Origin of the sequence: Halostella pelagica, from assembly GCF_004762015.1 — an archaeon.
In the GTDB taxonomy this organism is placed as follows: domain Archaea; phylum Halobacteriota; class Halobacteria; order Halobacteriales; family Natronoarchaeaceae; genus Halostella; species Halostella pelagica.
In genome coordinates this window covers 246,116-265,359 of record NZ_SJES01000005.1, presented here as the reverse complement: position 1 = coordinate 265,359, position 19,244 = coordinate 246,116, and the positions used below count along the sequence as shown (strand labels likewise).

The following is a 19,244-nucleotide window of genomic DNA, read 5'->3' as shown; positions in this document are numbered from 1 at the left end:
GTCCGTTCCCGCTCCCAAGTTTCATCAAATTCCGCCGCGTAGCACTCACTGAGCAGGTCTGCGAGCATTGTCCCAAACAAACTCTACGACCTGCTCGCTTCTCAAACTGGCCTAACTAGACAGTGCCCCACTGGGCAAGTTATCAAGAAGGGGGAATATTTAGCCGTCTCTACGGTGACGGGTACAGACAATTCATCGATGAGGGGCTCCGGCTAATAACATTCGTGGGACTAACAATCGCTGAAGTTGGTCTAATTTACTCACTTGACTTTTCGCGTGTCTATAGCCAATACCGGAGATACGCTCGGAGCTGTCGAGACGGTGTTGAAGATGGGTTGGAACTAATTGAGCGTCGAATGAATGTCTACGAACAGGCCTTCTCTGAATAAGATAGTAGGACAATCGATAGGTGGTAAATACGATTGGAGACATACCTACCCGAGAGTTTTTGAAACAGGTGTTTGAATCGCGGCATATGCCGAATCCACTCTTTTCCACATACACACAGGGCGAGAACCGGGTTACATCAACGGTTATCGCCGTTCTTGAGCACGTCAACAACCAGTTAGCGGAAGATATTCTGGAAGCACTAACCGACGAATCCGACTTGTCACTCGTCTCGTTCGATAATCAAGTGACGGGCGTTGACTCGGTGCCGGATGCGGCAATCAAGAGTTCGACCGCGCTCTGGTTCGAGACGAAGACGAGCCGGGACGCTGTAGACAAAGAACAACTTGAGAACCATCTTCATGCACTCAACGAGGACGAGGCGGAATTACAGCGTCTCATCGTCTTGACGCCTGATGCTCGGTTCCCTGATGAGGTGGCTGAAATCAAAGACGAGCGTATCGTATGGGCCAACTTCGACTCACTCATTGACACCATCGAGACGGTGCTTGAGCGAGACGTAGGGAACGCCGAGGCGAGTATGTCCGTCCCCACAGAACGTGAAGCGTTTCTACTACGCGAACTCAGTCGCTTCCTTTACGACGAAGACCTTGTCAGCGGAAAAGAGGATCGCGTGTTGGTCGTCGCGGCTCGCAAGGCATGGCCCGAGTATCAGGAGCACGGTCTATACTTTTGCCAGGCGAATCGATCGTTCAAACCCGTCGACCACCTCGCGTTCTACACTGAGGGCGAAATCAAAACTGCAGTTCCATCAGTAACGGATGCTATCGAGAGTATCGAACTCACCGAGGAGACAGTGCAGAACCATGCAGACCTCTCGCAGCCACAACGTAACCAACTGCTTGACGCAGTCGCGCAGTTTCGCAAGGAGGATTCAGAACGACATGGTGAGACGGAGAAAGTCATCTTCCTACGGGACGGTATCGAACTCGACCGCCCCGTGAAGAACGACAAGACTGCGAGTGATTCTGACCGGACGGTTGCCTTCGTCCAAGGCCACCGCTACGTCTCATTCTCGAAACTCCGGGAGAATCCCGAGTACACTACGGAATTAGAGGATTCAGACTGATTACAATCTTTTGGCGACATTGTCTCGTTGACGGTGTTCCAGAGAACAAATCCACCATCAAGATTAGGTCACTAGCCAACTGACAATTACAAAAGAGCAGAACCGACTATGCGAAAATTCAGAGCACCGATCAAGATTGTTCTCTTCCTGAGTTCATACGTTCCGCTATTCTTCATTATGGCGTTGAAATTCGGCAAGGTTCCTCCACTCCTGATTGCGGGTTACAAAATACCTCTTATCGACTTTCCTTACATTGATTTCCGGCTATACATTTCGTATCTGTCCATCGGGCTTCTGGTGCTTTGTGTATTGTTTACTGCACTTCTGTACCGGATGGTCACAGTTCATTCCGGTCGTGCTACCACTCAAGAGCCAGTTGATAAGTACCAGAAGCGGAGTGAACTGCTTTCGATGTACCTACTAGTCTACGTTTTTGTTTTCGCAGGTCTGAATTTCACGACCCTGCTCGACCTCGGTATCTTCCTAGTGTTCTTCGGTATATTGGGAGTTCTCCAAATCAACTCGGAGATATTGCACGTCAACCCGATGTTGGGGCTTCGAGGATATCAGGTATATGAGGTCACAAGTGACGAGCAGGTGTTATTGGTAATTAGTAAGTCCTCACTTGAGGAAAAAATGATACTCCCTGAGACAAAAGAAGTCGACAACCCCCGAAAAAAGATCGAGGTTGTCTCCCTCGGTCGAACCACATACCTCGCACCATAATATGTCTGGAAAACTGAATCCCGCTGAAAAACTCAAGGAAGCCCGGGAGTTTGCGGTGGGACGAACGGAAGCCGCGTTCTTGCTTGTGCGAAAACAGGGAGACTCCCCGGATGTGGGGAAGCTTCAGCTTGGACGCCCTGTCCAACAGGAGATTGCCCAAACCGTCGCAGACGCCCTCACAGAACAGATTAACGACCTTCGTGACGGTCGGACACGGGCACGTCCCCTAGATGTTGCAAACACAATCAGCGAGGAGACGGTAATACAGTGTGTCAGGATAGAGGATTTGCCTGATTCCGAGCTATTCGAAATTCTGAACTCCAGAGACAATGACGGGACGACGACGTACTCGGAAGAACCTGAGCCGAATTTTCAACTCATCCGCATCAGTGAGCCAGACGGGAAGGTTCTAATTGGGGTTCAAAACTACAGTAACGCGAAATTGGTCGACACGACAAACGAACTCACACTCTGGTATCAAAATGAGGAATACGAGCGTTTTCAGGGGGACCTATTAGTTATCCGTCCGAATCTCAACGCCATCTGCTACGACGGGTGGGTGTTCATTATCACTCCGAAGTCGTTCGAGAGCATGTTCGACATGCGTGAGGAGTACAGAAAGCGAGCGGAGGAAGCTATCGAGGCGTTCGAAGATGCAGGGATCACCTTTGCTGACCGCGAGACGACGACTGGATGGATGCTGAGCCATATCAATATGCTTCGAGGGATGTACGAAATCTATGATAACGGTATTCACGAGGAAGCCTCGCCCGACAAAATCGAGGCCATGATCCAAAAATACAATTTGAATACCCGCTTCTCGCTCGACTACGCTCGTCGAAACGGTCAAATCGAGTTGGGGGTAGATGAATACCAGCATACGTGGAAGCTGATCAAGCTGCTAGCGGCGAAATATGCTGAAGACGATATCATGGGCGAACAGTGGGAAATTGATAGCGGACAGCGGCTTTAGTCGAGGGTGAGAGTAAGAATTAGCGTCATCAGAGTGTAGGTGAATTATGTCCCGTCGAAATCGTTCCGTTTGGCGTGAATGCCCCGAGTGTGGTGAGAATCAAAAGGTGAAACAAGGTGGATGGGCAACGTGCCGAAACTGCGGCGAGAACTTCCACGTATAGCCATCTCTGGGCTGCGACGGAGGAAGAGGAACGTACGAACCTTGATACTTCGAGGTTCGGAACAGTTCAGTTAACATGACTGAGCGAGCGTTCATGGTTCGCGCCGGGAATGACAACGAGTTAGTCGAGGAATTCGAGTCTCGGTCTCTGGTCGCTATCGGATGGGAAGAACTGGGAGATGTGTCCGATGTCCGGTCATACGAGGAGATGAAGGCCCGATTCAATTCGACCGACGAGTATTCCGAGCACAATAGCCGGCGTCTCGCCCAGAACGCGGGGCAGGTGAATCGATTCGCGCTTGAGATGGAGGAAGGGCATCTGGTTCTGAGCTACGACAAGACGGAGCGCGAGTATCTCATCGGGGAGGTCACTAGCGGGTACGAGTGGAAACCAGGTGATCACCCGCCGGGGTATCCACACGTCAGACGTGTCGAGTGGAAGGACACGGTTTCCCGCGATGAGTTTACGACCTCAACGAAGAACACGCTCGGAAGCACGCTGACAGTGTTCTCGCTCGACGACTGCATTGACGAAATCACAGGCGTTCTAAGCGGGGAGACACCCGAAGAGAGCGAGGACGATGAGGACACCGTACCATTCGTCGATGAGGTAGAGAACCAAGCAGACGAACTCATCTCCGACATTCTGGCGAACATGGACCCGTTCGTCTTCGAGGAACTGGTCGCCGCAGTCCTACGAGCGATGGGATACCACGCGAAGAAGACGCAGGACAGCCAAGACCGCGGTATCGACGTAGTCGCTCATCCCGACTCGTTGGGGTTCGAATCGCCGTATATCAAGACCCAGGTAAAGCGCCAACAGAAGAAGGTCGGCTCCCCGGACATGCGTGCGTTCACCGGAACCCTCGGGAATGGTGAACGGGGCCTGTTCGTGTCGACTGGTGGCTACACCAGCGAAGCGCAGGATGCAGCACGGAACGCCGAACAGCGGGTCACACTCATCGACCGGGATGAGTTCATTGACCTCCTGATTGAGCACTACGACGACCTTGAATCCGAATATCAGGCGACAGTACCGTTGAAGCAGGTCTATATTCCATCACAGGATCCACCACTGGAGGAATAGCAAAACGAGTGAGCGGACTATGGATCGAGCGTACTGGCCTCGGGAAACCGTGGATCGAATCTCTGCTAGTACTTTCCAGATCTTTCCCCCCATTTTACAATAACTGGTCTGGAACCGATGAGGTATCTAAATGTTGTCGCCAAGGCAGTTCCACGACCTTACCGAGCAAATGGGGAAGCAATTCACTGAGAACCCGGGAGACTTCGTGACCGAGACGGATTTACAGCTCCTGATGGTTTCCGAGATCCGGAAAGCCCTCAGTGGTTCCTCGGGCGGTAACAATCCACGGTTCAAGATCGATAGTGGCTCAATTTTCAAACAGGCATATATCGACGCTGTTGAGGGCGGATACCACCATGAGGGTATTGACCCCGTTCACACAGAGGTGAGTCTTGAGAAGGGCGAACGGATCGATATCGGTGTGTTCGGTACCACACAACCGACCGCACACTGGGACAACGGTAGCAAGAAATTTGACGCCCAGGACTTCGACGCGCTCTTTGAGCTGAAGTTCGTGAAGAATCAGAAGAAGCCTCCGACAACGACTGGATTCACACCGTATCAGGACCGGAACACCCACTACGGACAGAGAACGCTCCAAAGCGCGATCGACTGGGAGGACATCGGCGTGAAAGAAGATATCGAGGCACTGGGTGAACGAACATCGGTCCCCTATCGAGCGGTGCTAGTGTTCTCGAATTTCAATTACTACTACTACCAGCCAACCCAGAAAGAGGTTAATCACGCTCCGCTGTATGAGGATCTCGGAAACGCAGCGTGGGACATGATGCAGAGGGTTGGGAGCGATATGGATGTTAACGTGCTATACGTCGCACCTGAGTTACCCGGTGCTGGACGCAGTGGGGGCTCTTGCGGAGGACTCGCGTGGATCCATGAGGCCATTTAAATATCAAAACACTTGTAGGTTGACAATGATGGATCTTAGACTCGCTAAAATGATAATGTATGGAGGATAAGACATGACATCAATATATATAGGAAATTGGTATCTGTTTTCAGGGGAGATCGGCGATATTGAACTGCCGAAAGTCGATCCAGAATTTACTTCAGGTCGGTCAGTAGGTGTTTGGCCGATTCCAGATTCTATTTCTACGGATATTCCAAATCCAGGGGATTATGTGATCTTCACGTCTGGTGGTGACATATACGGGATAGGACGGATTGGTGGGATATCAACTCAAGAATCCACCATTGATTATGTCCTGCAACTAGTTGATCAAGATGAAATCTACGAATCCGTTGGAGCCGTAGCTACAATTGTCCAGTACCAAGAAACAGATTTCCAAAGCCGGGGTGGTCGGCCGAATTTGGAAGCTGTCTTCGAGGATGTTGATGCGAATGATTTGGATGAGGCGCTGCCTACAGGATTTCCTCCGGGGAGGAACTGGATACTACAGAAAGTCCCAGATCAGTTCTGGAGCGATCATACCTCCCCAAGCATCCTGCTTGGAAAGGTTCAGGGTATAAATACCTCTGAATTCTATACTGACCCCGGTGGAGGGAGAGGCCCCAATCGAAACAACCCTTCTGATGAATTCGACGACAGTGGAAGTGACTTGATTGTCGATCGAACTGGGACCTTGCTTGAGCAAGCTTACGCGAGTAGATCTTTAATTCAGGATTCTTCTAAATCCAGTCTCCAAATTGCAATTCTGTTATTTGGTATCATTGTGGCATCAGTTTCAGTATTCCGTCAGGAAATCGAATCGGGGCTCGTCAATGTCCAAAATTCCCTGATCTGGGGCGGTTTATTAATTGCGACCGGAGTCATCCTCGCTGCATTCGTATTTATACACACGACTGGGAGTCCCCGGCCATATGCAGAGCAAGTGGCGGACCAACAAAACAGATTGAACGAGAAATTACCGGAGATCAGTGAAGAGGGTGAGAAGCGTCTCACAGCGGAGTTTTCTGACATATATCATGATGTCGTAAATCGGGTTAGAGTTGGAAACAGAATCTTAGGCGGAGTAGTAGGAGCGGCAGTTGGGTTGTCACTGGGAGGAGTCTTCTTGAGTACTTTGTCGATACTATTCCAGGTCGGTATGGAGAAAACAATCACTGGCAAGGCGATTATGGGAATTTCAATTGTAGTCGTTATTCTAATTTTGTATGGATCCTACTTCGCATATGATGGTGTTGAAAAATTTGAACGTGATTGGAGAAAATAACAATTTGAAGAGCGTCTCCTGGAACAACTACCTCTTGAAGAAGAGCAATCTATGAATTAGATATGAACGAAGAAGAAGCACGAGAGGTATTGTCGAGTGCTCTTGAGAGATTCGTCAAAGAGGATACTGACTTACTGAGGTACGATGTAAACGAGAGAAGTATCACCCATAGATTGGCAGTTTACCTTGAAGAAGAGGTCGGCAGAGAATGGGATGTTGATGTAGAATATAATCGCGTGGGGGAGGATGAGGTGAGTAAAGCAGTTTCGATGGAGCACCTCAAAAGTAAAATTCCGGATGACGTTGACCTAGAGGACCTTGGTGCAAAAACAGTCTATCCAGATGTTATCGTCCATATTAGAGGGGAACGCTACGAGAACCTACTGGTAATTGAAGCAAAGAAATCGGGACGGTCAGGCAAATATGACCGCGAGAAAATCACCGCCTACAAAGAGGAGCTGCGATATGAGCACGGGGTGTTTGTTACATTCACAGGAGTCAGACCCAATGGGGACCCCGGATATCACTGTGACTGGCACCCATTCGAAAAGTAGTAAGACAGAGAGAGTGGATTACGGATTGAACGGCGTCTATAGTCCTGCTAAACACATTCACTATGGATAGATTATGAGTCGTGAGTGCCGAGGCCAGCTTTCTGTCCATCCAACTTCGAGTTAGTGTGGACGAACGCAGAGAATCACGTCTGCCACGTTCTGAAAAAGTAGCCAGAGCCAACAGGCGAACAGCGTTCACTTCGAGATGTCGTATCCGCTCGGTAGTTTCGTCCACGAAACCTCCTGACCAGTCGGGAAATTTATACTTTATCAGCTCTCCCGGCATAGACAGAGTGGAACGAAACCAATGACTGCACTCACAGATTCAGACGCTGGGGAGACGGAACGGAAAGTTGCACTCATCACCGATGCTTCGTCGGGTATCGGGAGATCGACGGCTGAGGCACTCGTTCGGAAGGGAGTTCGTGTCGCACTCGCCGCTAGACGGAGCGACGAGCTCCAGGAACTCGAGGACCGTATTGAGTCCGAGGGTGGTACTGCACTCGTCGCTGAGACTGACGTCACCGACGAGGACCACGTACAGGAGACCATAGACCAGATAGAGGATGGATTCGGCCGCTACGTGGTCCGTCTTGGAGAACCAGTGGCGGAGTAAATATCTCGAGACGCTCGGTAAATGTACCCACTGTGAGTCGTGAGTGCTGGAGGCTCTCCACCCACATCCGTTCGAGCGCCCTGCGGTACTTATTTATCAGATGATTTCTATCAGCGAGTGTATGGACGTTCGGAACCTGGCCACGGCGCTCATCTTCCTGCTTTTCGGGCTCGGAGTTCTCGGCGGCGTCGTCTACTCCGAATATCCGAAGTACGAACAGCGGACACAGAGCGTCGCTGTCGATGCGGAAGTCCAGTCGTCGGAATTTTCTAGCTATGCTGGCGGGCCAGATTCAGCGGACCAGGAGTCTCATTCCGTCACCGTCGTGTACACGTACACGTACGAGGGCCAGAAGTACGAGAGCGACAGCGTCTTCCCCGGCGGCACGAACGCGGTCTCGTCGGGGAGCAGGGCCGAGGAGGTCGCGGGGAACTACGCCGCTGGCGACCGGATTACGGCCTACGTCCTTCCGAGCGAGCCCGAGCAGTCGTATCTGCTGGAGAAGGGGCACAACTACTGGAACTATCTGTTCGTCCTCGTCGGCGCGCTCATGGCCTTCGCCGGACTGCGGCATATGGTTCGGACGATTCGTGGTAATACACTGGATGTGTAATCCGGGCCGGTGCTGTCAGTGCGCCGCGCTGCAGTCTGGGACGAGTATCGATTTTTAGTTCCCGGACAGGTCGACTGTTCGACCTCTACCCAATACTGAAGTTTCGGAGTGGAAATATAAAGATTGGATACAAATGGGGTTCAAGAAATTCGTTTACGATCTGTTCGAGTGGCTCTGGATAGTCGTCTCTGGATTCGTCTTACTCGCTATTTACACTGGGAACGCAGAGCCGTACGTCGCTGCGTCCCAACTTCCCGGCGGGGACGCAACGCTCCCGAATATGTACATGTTCGGGACGATTGCGCTGGTGAGTCTCGGACCCCCACTCCTTGCGAAATTGCGCAGCCGGGGTAAGTGGTCGCAGATACGGGACGAGACGTCGCTCACCCTGGAGGATGGCGTGTTCTCGGGCTCGATACACGGGCGACCGGTGCGTGCCCGCACGGAGCGACGGAAGGTCGGTGGCGACTCCAGAAGCTCGAACTACGCTACCTTCACCATCGTCGAAGCAGACCTGGAAGCGCCGACCGCCGAGAGCATGATATTTAGTGTCAAGAGCTCAGACGGTGGGTTGGCGGAGTTCGGTGAGAACATCCCCACGGAGACTACGGTCGTCGACGACGAGTTCGTGGTACTGGGCGAGCCGTCAGACACGCTCGCCAGCGAGATTCTCACGGCGCGAACCAGAGACGCGCTTCGGGCCGCCGAGGATGACAGCGTGAGCATCGGTGCTGCGGAGGAACATATGGTGGACCACATGCCCGATATGTCGGACTCGATCGTCGGGGGGCTGTTCAAGGGGAAGTTCGAGGATGAGTTCAGCAAGCAGTTCGGCGGGACGCCGACGACAGTGGCTATGAACACGAAGGGGCGGCTCGGTGACCCGGACGAACTGGACCGGCGAGCGGAAGCCGTCGCCGCCGTTGCGGACGCCTTCGAGGACGCCAGGGGTGCCTGAACCCTCGTCGGTGTCGCCACACTGCGTGACTCAGCATCCCTCGATGCCCATCGACTCCCCGAAGCGACCCTCTGTCAGTGGGCGGCGGCTGGTCCTGCGCCGCGCCGGCGTCGAGCGCGCCGTTGACCAGAACCATCTGGCTAAGCGCCTGCGCATTGCTCGATAAAGACGGGACGGTAGCACTCGTGTGAGCACTCCAGCGTGAGACGAGCCTCTTTGTGAGCGAGGCGGTGATGGAACACGGCGTCCAGATGCTGGACGAACGGTAACGGAACAAGCGGGCCCGATAGCCGTGCTAAACACAGTCACTATGGATAGATTGTGAGTCGTGAGTGCCGAGGCCGACTTTCGGTTTCTGGTGAAAGGAGAGACTTCGAATGGCCTCGGTCACCCTGACTGATCGTCCAGGCCGGCCAGTGCAATCGCCGTCCCGAGTAGCGCGACGTTTTTCAGAAAGTGGATCTGCTGTTGTTGTTTCTCCTGCGGATCGTCGAGATTCCAGAAGTCGTGCATTACGGGCGTCACGCTCACGAAAAAGGCAGCGATGAACCCTGCGGCGAGTTTCGGAACGCGTCCCAGCACCGTCGCCACGGACCCCACGAGGAGAAACGAAGTCGTCATCGGGACCGACAGGTCGGCCATCGGCGTGCCTTTCGAGTTCGCGTACTCGATCCGCTCGTCGAGGTTCTGAACGTTGTCGAAGGCCATGACCCCGAGAACGACCCCGTACACTGCGCGCCCGAGGGAGAACAGGGATGCGTTGGTTACTGTCGATTCCGTTCCGGCGGTCGTCTCCGCTTCGGTATTGATTGTCAAGCGTTCCGTCTCTGAGTGTTCGGTTTTCCCCACCACACTCGGCCGACGGGTAGCAGACCCTTAGCTCTATGTTGGCGTCGTCGATCCGGGGTCAGCGACAGGCGGAGACGACTCGACTGAGACGGGTCGTGCTACTGCTCCGAACTGAACGCCCGTAGCATGTCTCGCTTGCCCGACTCGCTGTCGACCTGCTCGAAACCGCGTTCGGTGAAGATGCGTTCCCAGTTCCGATAGTAAAGCGGCACGTCGTCGTTGACGTAGTTCACTTCGGGGTCGCCCTGCGGTCGGTCCGTCGCGCCGCCTTCGTTTTCGACGGTGATGAGTAGCGAGTCCGTGATCCGGGCGAGGTCATCGAACACCCACGCGGTGTCGGGATGGAGGTGTTGCAGGGTCTCGACCGAATAGACGACGTCGAACTGACCGTCATCGAAATCGGTGACGGCGTCCTCGATGGCGTCGACACGGAACGTTCCGTCGGCAGCCAGGCCCGGATACATCTCGTCCATCACCTCGAAGGCGTCCGGGTTGATGTCGATGCCGTACAGGTCTTCGAACCCGTTCTCGTGGAGGTGGGCGAGATGCCGTCCCGAACTGCAGCCGAGTTCCAGAACCGCGGCGTCGCGAGCCACGGACGAGTCGAGAACCTCGTGGATCCACTCGCTCGACTCGTTCGGTCCGTAGTGGGCGTAATAGTCCGGCGAGTACTCCCCCTGCTGGTCTTCCCAGAGTCGACGGACCTCGGTAGAATCCATTGGCTAGCCGTAGTACATCACGCGTGAAACGTGCTTGGAATCAGTCAGGGGGCGACTGACGCCGCGTGGACCGAGACTTCCCGTTCGGTAGCGTCGCTCTGCAGTCGGGGTCGAACGAGTACAGCGGAACTGACGCGTTGCTCGCGGTTCGGGTTACGAAGAACAGTACGCTATCGCAGAATCAGTCGATGTGACCTTCGCGGCGGAGCTGGTCCGCGTCCTGGCCGGAGTAGCGCCACTCGATGTTGGCTTTCTCGTCCTGCCAGTCCCACGGTTCGACGAGTACGACGTCGTCCTCGTTGATCCACGTTCGGTATTTCATTCGGCCGGGGATCCGGCCCATCCGGTTCTTGCCGTCCTCACACCGAACGCGGACGTGGTTGCCACCGTTGTGTTCGGTGACGACCGCGAACAGTTCGTCGTCGTCGGGCATCCGCAGGTTCCGCCGCTCTGAATTTTCACTCACTACCGAAGATAGGTTCTCCTCACGTATAAGTCATTGGAGAGTGACGATATCATTTACCACACCCGGCGGAGTCGGCTGAGCAAAGAATGCTTCCGTCGAGAACCGACCAGTGACGGTAGTTCGCGCCTCAACCGTTTAGTCAGTACCATCCACGCCCCAGTTCCGTTTCATAATTCCATAGCCGCTGCGCACTTTCACCCCCGAAGGAGCGGTACTGAAACCTCTCGCACCCGGACGAAGAGGGCACACGAGCGCGTCAAACGTATGTAATCCAAACCACTAGAAGGTGCCATGTCTGACGATCCTTCGACAGAACCCGTCACCGCAGATCGACCCGACAGTCCGATCCACGTCACCGGAACCGACCACATCACGCTCATCGGGAGCAACGAGGAGGAGACGATAGAGTTCTACCGCGACGTTCTCGGAATGCCGCTCGTACTCCGGCAACCGAACCTCGATGACCCGGACTCGACGCACCTGTTTTTCGACACCGGCGATGGCCGCATCATCACCTTCTTCGTCCGCGACGACCGGCAGTCGAACCCGCAGCCGCACCGCCACCGCGCCGGGTCGGTCCATCACCTCTCGTTCAGCATCGACCCCGAGCGCTTCGGCGAGGTCAAGCAGGCACTGAACGATGTGGGCCGCGGCTACAACGAGTTCGACCGCGGTATCTTCCACTCGCTGTACACGCAGGACCACAACGGCATGGTGATCGAACTGTCGACCGACAAGTACGACATCCCGAACGACCGCCGCGGCGAGGTGCTGGCGACCGCCCAGCGACTCCGCGTCGAGGATGGGTCGGACTTCGCCGAGGAGGAACATCTCGCGGCCGCGCTGGACGAACTCGGCATCGACAGCGACCCTGTCGAACTCCCCGACGCGCCGACCGGGTCGGGGGTGGAGTAAGTCCCCCAGCGCGTCGAATTCAACCCGAACAAAGCGCGATCTCGAACGATTCCCGTTCCGAACGGTTCATCTCGAACGGTTCATCTCGAACGGCGGATACCTCCACGAAATCGTCGAATGGGTCAACGAGCGCAGTGATTAGCGGTCGTTCGAGACGGGTGAGCGGTCGCACGGCGTCGGACGGGCGATAGCGTCCGTCGACCGAAAACCATTGCCGTTCGTCGCCCCACTCTCGTCGTGATGCGACTCGCACGGATCCGGACTGACGACGGCGTGCTGACTGGCGAGTACGAGGACGGGACGGTCCACACCGACGGCGAGAGCTACGACGTCGGCGACGCCGTCGAACGCGGCTCAACGGACGCTCGTTCGCCCGCGTCTCGCGGAGGTTCCGCCGGAACGAGTTCCCGCGACCGCTCGGTCGCTGACACGCCCGAATCCGACGCGGCCGAACTGCTCGCTCCCTGTGACCCGACTGCGGTGTACTGCATCGGTCGCAACTACGCCGCGACGCTGGACCAGATGGACTACGAGCGCCCGGAGCAACCGGACTGGTTCATCAAGCCGCCGGCGTCAGTGCATCCGCCGGGCAACCCGGTCGCGTACCCGTCGTGGACCGGCGAACTGACCTACGCCGGCGAACTCGCCGCGGTCATCGACCGGGAGTGTACGGACCTGGCTCCCGGAGACGTGGACGATGTCGTCCGCGGATACACGATACTGAACGACCTCGACGCGCTGGACCAGCCCGGACGGACCGCCCGGAAGGCGTTCGACGGGTCCGGTCCTCTCGGCCCGTGGATCGAGACGGATGTCGACCCGTCGGGCCTCGATATGACGACCCGCGTCGGCGGCGAGTTGCGTCAGGAGGCAAACACCGAACTGATGCTGTTCCCGCCGCGGGAGACGATAGCGTTCCTCTCCGAGCGGTACACGCTTTGGCCCGGTGACGTGGTCGCGTTCGGCAGTCCGGCCAACCCCGGCCTGGTCGAACCCGGCGACGACGTCGAGATCTGGTACGAGGGGATCGGAACGCTTCGAAACGCCGTCGTCGGGGGCGAGTAGAGCTGTACAGAGGTATCAGTGCGCGGCGTAGACGGGACGCTACTCTACCGGTGCAGTCATCGCAGAAGAGATGAGACACGAACCGTTCGCGGTCGCCTCATAGGACTGACGTAAATCAATTCGGTAGTTCGCCGACACGGGGTCGGCGAATACCGGAAGCAGTTACAACGGCCCTCTCAGTCGTCGCTTTCGCTCGGGACCCGACGGGGGTATCCGTCCTCGTCGGGACTTTCGGCGGGCGTATCCGCCTCGCGCTGGTTGCGGAGTTTCGCTACCACGTCGTAGCCGAAGATCAGCGTTCCGATGATTATCAGCGTGTCACCCGGCAGTCGGGCCCAGAACAGCCACTGGATGATGTCCTGGTTGTAGAACGCCAGGCCGCGTGCGGTCGCGTAGTTCTCGACGAACGCGGTTTCGAGCTGCAGGAAGCCGACGGGCAGGACCGACACGAACACCATCAGGGCGAGGCCGACGTTCCACGCCCAGAACGCCCATCGCAGCCGACGGCCGCTCCAGTCGGCCGTCGATATCTGGAGCATGTAGATCGCCATGCCCAGAGCGAGGAAGCCGAACGCGCCGAACATGGCGGCGTGTGCGTGCCCGACGGTGAGGTACGTACCGTGTTCGTAGTAGTTGATCAGCGGGAGGTTGATGAAGAACCCGAGGACGCCCGCGCCAACGAAGTTCCAGACGCCGCTCGCGATGATGAACATGAACGGGAGCTTGTACGGGAACTCTTTCCCGCTCGCGTCGAACGTCCGATACTGGCCGAGTGCCTCGTAGAGGATGAACACCAGCGGGATCAGTTCCAGCGTCGAAAACGCGCTGCCGATGGGAACCCACATGTCCGGCATGCCGACCCACCAGTAGTGGTGTGAGACGCCGATGACGCCGGTCCCCATGACGAGGAGCGATTCGACCAGGACGGCTTTCTCGGCGGAGCGGTACGAGAGCAGGTTCATCGACACCAGCGTGAACGCGACGACGGCGACGATGAAGAACTCGAACGCGCCCTCGACCCACATGTGGACGACCCACCAGCGCCAGAACTCGGTGACAGCGATGTTGGTCGTCGGCGTGAAGAGGAACCCGGCGGTGAACAGGAGCCCGATCGATCCGCCTGCGTAGAGGATCATGTGGGCGAGTCCGTACCTGGATTCCTCCACAAGGAGGGGCTTGAGTGCTCGCGCGACCAGAACCGCCCAGAGGGCGAACCCGACGAGCAGGCCGGCCTGCCAGAACTTCCCGATCTCGAGGTACTCCAGTCCCTCGTTACCGAATATCCACCAGAGGTCGCCGCCGATGTACCCGTTCGCACCGAGCCAGACGCCTGCCAGTCCGCCGACGGCGACGACAAGCAGCGCGCCCAGGAGTCCGCGGACGTAGGTCTGCTGGCGTTTCGGCTCGTAGCGGGTCACCAGCGCCGGCAGGAACAGCCCCGCGGCGATCCACAGCGTCGCGATCCAGAGGATCGCAAGATCGAGGTGCCACGTCTTGGCCATCGAGAACGGCAGCACCTCGACGATGTTCACGCCGAAGAGCGTTGTCACGCCGAAGAAGGCGTCCCGTTCGACGTAGTAGTGCGCGAGGAGTCCGCCGAGAGCGACCTGTCCGACGAACAACAGCGCGGCCACGGGGATGAACTTCACCGCGGTCTGCTGGCTCGGGTACAGGTCGAACTCGCCGGGGGACGGAACGTCGAACCCCTCAGTGTCCGGTTCGGGGAGTTCGATCGACTTGTAGAGCCAGACGCCGAACCCCGCACCGGCGACGAGAAGTACCATCGATATCACGCTCCACGTCATCGCGGCCCCGATCGGGTTGTTCCCCGAGAGCGGCGCATAGGGCCAGTCGTTCGTGTACGTGTGCGTGCTTTCCGGACGATCCGTATGCGCCGCCCAGGCGGTCCAGAGAGCGAAGTCAGCGAACTGCGACGCCTCCTCCTCGGAGTCGATCATGCCCGCCGGCACGCCGCGTTCCGAATCGCCCTCGTGGTACCGCTCGACGTAGTCCTGGCGCACCGCCTCGTGGGCGTACGCTTCCGCCTCGGAGTACGGTATCGCGTTCTCCGACGGCTGGTCGTTGCCGAGGTCTTCCGTGACGCGCTCGTCGACGGCCGCGCGCTCACCCGCTTCGAGGTCGTCGTACGCCGTTCCGTACCGCTGGTCGGCGTAGTACTCCTGCATATACTGGGTCTTCAACTCCAGGGCGTCCGCCGTGTAGTCAACGCCGTAGTAAGCGCCGTTACCCAGGATCGACCCGTGGTTCATCAGCCCGTACTGCTGGAAGGCTGCCTTTCCGTCCTGAATATCCGCCGTGGTGGCGACCGTCTCACCGTCCGGTCCGTGAATCCGGTCCGGCATCGGTGGCGCCTCTTCGTAGGCGAACCACGCACCTGCGCCCATCACTGCGAGGTTGAACACGAAGACCACCACGAGGATCTTCGCGAGTGTCTGTCTCTGAACTCTCATCGGTAGTTGGATGTACAGTATCGACACAAAATAGGTGACAGACGATTCTCGACAACTGGGAAGGGAACGAGCGTTCTCAGTACCTCGTTTCGCCGGCGCGGTGTTGCTGCTCGCGGAGGCACGAGCGGACGCTACGGCGTCCTAATCGGGATAACTCGAAGGAGAAGTGCGCTGGCCGAGATTTGAACTCGGGTTGTGACCATGGCAAGGTCACGTGATACCACTACACTACCAGCGCCCGTTGCATTTGCTTCTAATTCTCGGATGTCGTATAAGGCTTCCGGATCTGGACACCTTCGACCCGTCGAACCACGGTACGGTGACACATACGCAAACCGTCGTGAAACCCTACTGAAACCCGTGTGAACGGCCCACAGGACAGATCCGATCCGCTATCCTTTTACGACCCGGACGGAAAACATCGGCACAGTCTAGTGGCGAGGCGTCGAAGCGTCACGGCATGACCGTCAGCGTACTCGTGCCGTCGTCTCTCGTCCGGGAAGCCGAAGACAAACGCGAGGCAACTCGCAAGATCGGTTACGTCGCCCGCGCGGCGACGGTGTTCCGGGCGGACCGCCTGACCGTCTTCCCCGATTCGGAGGGGGAGCGCAGGTGGGGCGGCGGGTTCGTCGAAACCGTACTTCGGTACGCCGCAACGCCGCCGTACCTCCGAAAGGAGGCGTGGGGCAAGCGGGACGAACTGGAGTTCGCGGGCGTACTGCCGCCGCTCCGCGCCGCGTCGCAGACCGGCTCCGGATCCGACGATTCGGGGTCGTTAAGACAGGGAATCGTGACCGAGGTCGGACCTGAAGGGCGCGTACGGGTCAATTGCGGAATGCAACACCCAATTTCGCTCGTCGTCCCTCCCGAAACGGAGGTCAACGAGGGGGAGCGCGTTACCGTCAGGATCTCTTCGAGAGAGCCGGTCCGTGCGAAGATCGTCGACACCCCCCTTCCGGGGCTGTCGGTCGACCGCGCGGACCTTTCGGCAGCGCTCGGCCGTGAGGACGCCGGTGTCCGGATCGCAACGTCGCGCCACGGTGAACCGCTCACCGCTGGCCGACTCGGACAACTGGCCGGTCGCATCGAGGGCGACGGAATGACCGTCGCCTTCGGCGCGCCCGAGAGAGGGCTGCCGGCGATGATCGAGGGCGTGACCGCGGAGGCGGTCAGGTCCTCCCGGACTCCCGACGAGGGAGCCGTTGAGACCGAACCGGCGGACGGGACCGACTCGTCCGCGGTCGAACCAGGCGTACCCGGCCGGTTCGACCTCTGGCTCAACGCGATTCCGAATCAGGGCAGCGAGGTCGTGCGAACGGAAGAAGCAATGTTCGCCGCCCTCGGCTGCCTCACACTCACAGAGTGAGACAACAATGCCACAACCAAGCAGACCACGCAAAGGCTCGCTGGGGTTCGGTCCGCGGAAGCGCGCGGAGAGTGAAGTTCCGCGCTTCAATTCGTGGCCGGACGATGACGGACAGCCAGCGCTCCAGGGTTTCGCCGGCTACAAGGCAGGCATGACCCACGTGGTGATGATCAACGACGAGTCAGACTCCCCCCGCGAAGGGATGGAGGAGACCGTCCCAGTCACCATCGTGGAGACGCCGCCGATGCGCGCCGTCGCCCTGCGAGCGTACGAAGACACCGCGTACGGAAAGAAACCGATAACGGAAGTCTGGACCGACGAGTTCCACGACGAACTCGACCGCGTCCTGGACGTTCCCGAGGAGTACAACGCTGACGCCGCGGAGGACGAACTCCGCGACGCTATCGAGGCCGGCGACGTCGCCGACATCCGCGTCATCACCCACACCGTACCGGACGACGTACAGAGCGTTCCGAAGAAAAAGCCCGACGTGATGGAGACGCGCGTCGGCGGCGGTTCCATCGAGGACCGCGCCGATTTCGCCCTCGACATCGTGGCCGACGGCGGCGCACACGAGATGAACGACGTGTTCCGCGCCGGCGAGTACACGGACGTCAGCGGCATCACGAAAGGGAAAGGTACCCAGGGCCCCGTCAAGCGATGGGGCGTCCAGAAGCGGAAAGGGAAACACGCCCGTCAGGGCTGGCGGCGCCGGATCGGTAACCTCGGCCCGTGGAACCCCTCCCGCGTTCGCTCGACGGTCCCGCAGCAGGGCCAGACTGGCTACCACCAGCGTACGGAACTGAACAAGCGCCTCATCGACATCGGTGACGGCGACGACGCGTCGGTCGACGGCGGCTTCGTCAACTACGGCGAAGTCGACGGCCCGTACGCGCTCGTGAAAGGCTCGGTCCCCGGTCCGGAGCAGCGTCTCGTACGCCTCCGACCGGCCGTCCGACCGAACGACCAACCGCGCCTCGATCCCGAGGTGCGCTACGTCTCTACCGAATCGAATCAGGGGTAAACAATGCAAGCAACAATCCGTAACCTGGACGGCGAGGACGACGGCACGCTCGACCTCCCCGAGGTGTTCGAGTCGGCTTACCGACCGGACCTCATCAAGCGAGCCGTGCTCGCCGCCCAGGCCAACCGAAAACAGGACTACGGCGCGGACGAGTACGCCGGCATGCGAACGCCCGCCGAGTCGCAAGGGAGCGGCCGCGGCATGGCCCACGTCCCGCGCGAGAACGGACAGGGGCGACGCGTGCCCCAGACCGTGGGCGGCCGCCCGGCCCACCCGCCGAAGTCCGAGAAGGATCGCTCGCTAGATATCAACGACAAGGAACGGAAACAGGCAGTCCGCAGCGCCATCGCGGCGACGGCGGACGAAGACGTCGTGGCCGAGCGAGGCCACGAGTTCGACGACGACCTCGACCTGCCGCTCGTCGTGGGCGACTCGTTCGAGGAACTCGTCAAGACCCAGGCGGTCGTCGACACGCTCGAATCCCTCGGCGTTCACGAGGACATCGAACGCGCCGACGAGGGCCGTTCAGTCCGTTCCGGTCGCGGGAAGACCCGCGGCCGCAAGTACCAGACGCCGCGGTCGATCCTCTTTGTCACGTCCAACGAGGCCGGCCCGTCGAAGGCCGCGCGTAACCTCGCTGGCGCTGACGTCGCGACGGCGGCCGAGGTCAACGCGGAAGACCTCGCCCCCGGCGCGGAAGGCGGTCGACTAACGGTGTTCACCGAGAGCGCCGTTGAGGAGGTGGCCTCCCGATGACGGGAGACATCATCGTCCACCCGCTGGTCACCGAGAAGGCGATGAACCAGATGGACTTCGACAACAAGCTCCAGTTCATCGTCGACCTGGACGCCGCCAAGCCGGAGATAAAGGAGGCCGTTCAGGAACAGTTCGACATCAACGTCGAGAAAGTCAACACCCAAGTCACGATGAACGGGAGAAAGAAAGCGACCGTCCGACTCGCCGAAGAGGACGACGCGCAGGAAGTCGCCTCCCGTATCGGGGTGTTCTAAC

The 19,244-nt window shown here is 58.0% G+C and carries 20 protein-coding genes, 1 tRNA gene and 1 pseudogene; 16 read left to right on the top strand and 6 right to left on the bottom strand.

The window, feature by feature from the left end; all coding sequences use genetic code 11:
- Positions 1-68: pseudogene (locus tag EYW42_RS13910) on the bottom strand (IS6 family transposase); the annotation flags it as partial.
- 407 nt (positions 69-475) lie between these two features.
- Between EYW42_RS13910 and EYW42_RS13905 the strand changes: the two are divergent.
- From EYW42_RS13905 to EYW42_RS13860, 10 genes are all read left to right on the top strand, one after another.
- A complete protein-coding gene (locus EYW42_RS13905) occupies positions 476-1,477 on the top strand; it encodes a hypothetical protein (protein ID WP_135535901.1) in 1,002 nt (333 codons plus the stop codon).
- Positions 1,478-1,585: 108 nt separating this feature from the next.
- The gene (locus EYW42_RS13900; RefSeq protein ID WP_135535892.1) at positions 1,586-2,203 is read left to right on the top strand and encodes a hypothetical protein; all 618 of its coding nucleotides are present in this window, start codon (positions 1,586-1,588) and stop codon (positions 2,201-2,203) included.
- 1 nt (position 2,204) lies between these two features.
- Positions 2,205-3,176, top strand: coding sequence for a Kiwa anti-phage protein KwaB-like domain-containing protein (locus EYW42_RS13895; RefSeq protein WP_135535891.1), 972 nt, complete (start codon positions 2,205-2,207; stop codon positions 3,174-3,176).
- Between the two features lie 238 nt (positions 3,177-3,414).
- Complete coding sequence (locus tag EYW42_RS13890) at positions 3,415-4,425, top strand: restriction endonuclease (RefSeq protein WP_135535890.1); 1,011 nt, start codon at positions 3,415-3,417, stop codon at positions 4,423-4,425.
- 169 nt (positions 4,426-4,594) lie between these two features.
- Positions 4,595-5,332, top strand: coding sequence for a hypothetical protein (locus EYW42_RS13885; RefSeq protein ID WP_135535889.1), 738 nt, complete (start codon positions 4,595-4,597; stop codon positions 5,330-5,332).
- Between the two features lie 73 nt (positions 5,333-5,405).
- Positions 5,406-6,617 (top strand): hypothetical protein, encoded by a 1,212-nt coding sequence (locus tag EYW42_RS13880; RefSeq protein ID WP_135535888.1) that lies wholly within the window; start codon positions 5,406-5,408, stop codon positions 6,615-6,617.
- A gap of 62 nt (positions 6,618-6,679) precedes the next feature.
- A complete protein-coding gene (locus tag EYW42_RS13875; RefSeq protein ID WP_202613902.1) occupies positions 6,680-7,171 on the top strand; it encodes a hypothetical protein in 492 nt (163 codons plus the stop codon).
- 307 nt (positions 7,172-7,478) lie between these two features.
- Positions 7,479-7,787: an SDR family oxidoreductase gene (locus EYW42_RS13870; protein WP_135535887.1), complete on the top strand. Its 309-nt coding sequence runs from the start codon at positions 7,479-7,481 to the stop codon at positions 7,785-7,787.
- A 121-nt stretch (positions 7,788-7,908) separates the two neighbouring features.
- Complete coding sequence (locus tag EYW42_RS13865) at positions 7,909-8,400, top strand: DUF3592 domain-containing protein (protein ID WP_161972952.1); 492 nt, start codon at positions 7,909-7,911, stop codon at positions 8,398-8,400.
- A 133-nt stretch (positions 8,401-8,533) separates the two neighbouring features.
- Entirely contained in the window at positions 8,534-9,358 is an 825-nt protein-coding gene (locus EYW42_RS13860) for a hypothetical protein (protein WP_135535885.1), read from the top strand.
- 387 nt (positions 9,359-9,745) lie between these two features.
- Here EYW42_RS13860 and EYW42_RS13855 read toward each other — a convergent pair whose 3' ends face one another.
- From EYW42_RS13855 to EYW42_RS13845, 3 genes are all read right to left on the bottom strand, one after another.
- Positions 9,746-10,210, bottom strand: coding sequence for a DoxX family protein (locus EYW42_RS13855; RefSeq protein WP_135535884.1), 465 nt, complete (start codon positions 10,208-10,210; stop codon positions 9,746-9,748).
- Positions 10,211-10,305: 95 nt separating this feature from the next.
- Positions 10,306-10,926: a class I SAM-dependent methyltransferase gene (locus EYW42_RS13850; RefSeq protein ID WP_135535883.1), complete on the bottom strand. Its 621-nt coding sequence runs from the start codon at positions 10,924-10,926 to the stop codon at positions 10,306-10,308.
- Between the two features lie 181 nt (positions 10,927-11,107).
- Positions 11,108-11,392, bottom strand: coding sequence for a translation initiation factor eIF-1A (locus EYW42_RS13845; protein WP_135535882.1), 285 nt, complete (start codon positions 11,390-11,392; stop codon positions 11,108-11,110).
- A 291-nt stretch (positions 11,393-11,683) separates the two neighbouring features.
- On the opposite strand from EYW42_RS13845, the gene EYW42_RS13840 reads away from it, so the two are divergent.
- Complete coding sequence (locus EYW42_RS13840; RefSeq protein ID WP_135535881.1) at positions 11,684-12,307, top strand: VOC family protein; 624 nt, start codon at positions 11,684-11,686, stop codon at positions 12,305-12,307.
- 240 nt (positions 12,308-12,547) lie between these two features.
- The gene (locus tag EYW42_RS13830; protein WP_237561335.1) at positions 12,548-13,372 is read left to right on the top strand and encodes a fumarylacetoacetate hydrolase family protein; all 825 of its coding nucleotides are present in this window, start codon (positions 12,548-12,550) and stop codon (positions 13,370-13,372) included.
- Between the two features lie 176 nt (positions 13,373-13,548).
- Here the strand turns inward: EYW42_RS13830 and EYW42_RS13825 are convergent, their stop codons facing one another.
- Together EYW42_RS13825 and EYW42_RS13820 are read right to left on the bottom strand one after the other, a co-directional pair.
- Positions 13,549-15,843 (bottom strand): nitric-oxide reductase large subunit, encoded by a 2,295-nt coding sequence (locus tag EYW42_RS13825; RefSeq protein ID WP_135535880.1) that lies wholly within the window; start codon positions 15,841-15,843, stop codon positions 13,549-13,551.
- A 167-nt stretch (positions 15,844-16,010) separates the two neighbouring features.
- Positions 16,011-16,081 (bottom strand) — tRNA-Gly (locus EYW42_RS13820).
- A gap of 222 nt (positions 16,082-16,303) precedes the next feature.
- Between EYW42_RS13820 and EYW42_RS13815 the strand changes: the two genes are divergently transcribed.
- From EYW42_RS13815 to EYW42_RS13800, 4 genes are read left to right on the top strand one after another with little or no spacing between them, the layout of a single operon-like run.
- A complete protein-coding gene (locus EYW42_RS13815; RefSeq protein ID WP_135535879.1) occupies positions 16,304-17,209 on the top strand; it encodes a putative RNA uridine N3 methyltransferase in 906 nt (301 codons plus the stop codon).
- 7 nt (positions 17,210-17,216) lie between these two features.
- Positions 17,217-18,233, top strand: a complete 1,017-nt coding sequence (locus EYW42_RS13810) for a 50S ribosomal protein L3 (RefSeq protein ID WP_135535878.1) — start codon at positions 17,217-17,219, stop codon at positions 18,231-18,233.
- A 3-nt stretch (positions 18,234-18,236) separates the two neighbouring features.
- On the top strand, positions 18,237-18,989 hold the full coding sequence (gene rpl4p / locus EYW42_RS13805; RefSeq protein WP_135535877.1) for a 50S ribosomal protein L4: 753 nt from the start codon (positions 18,237-18,239) through the stop codon (positions 18,987-18,989).
- Positions 18,986-19,243, top strand: coding sequence for a 50S ribosomal protein L23 (locus tag EYW42_RS13800; protein ID WP_135535876.1), 258 nt, complete (start codon positions 18,986-18,988; stop codon positions 19,241-19,243). Before rpl4p ends, EYW42_RS13800 begins: the two co-directional genes overlap by 4 nt.
- Position 19,244 lies beyond the last annotated feature (1 nt).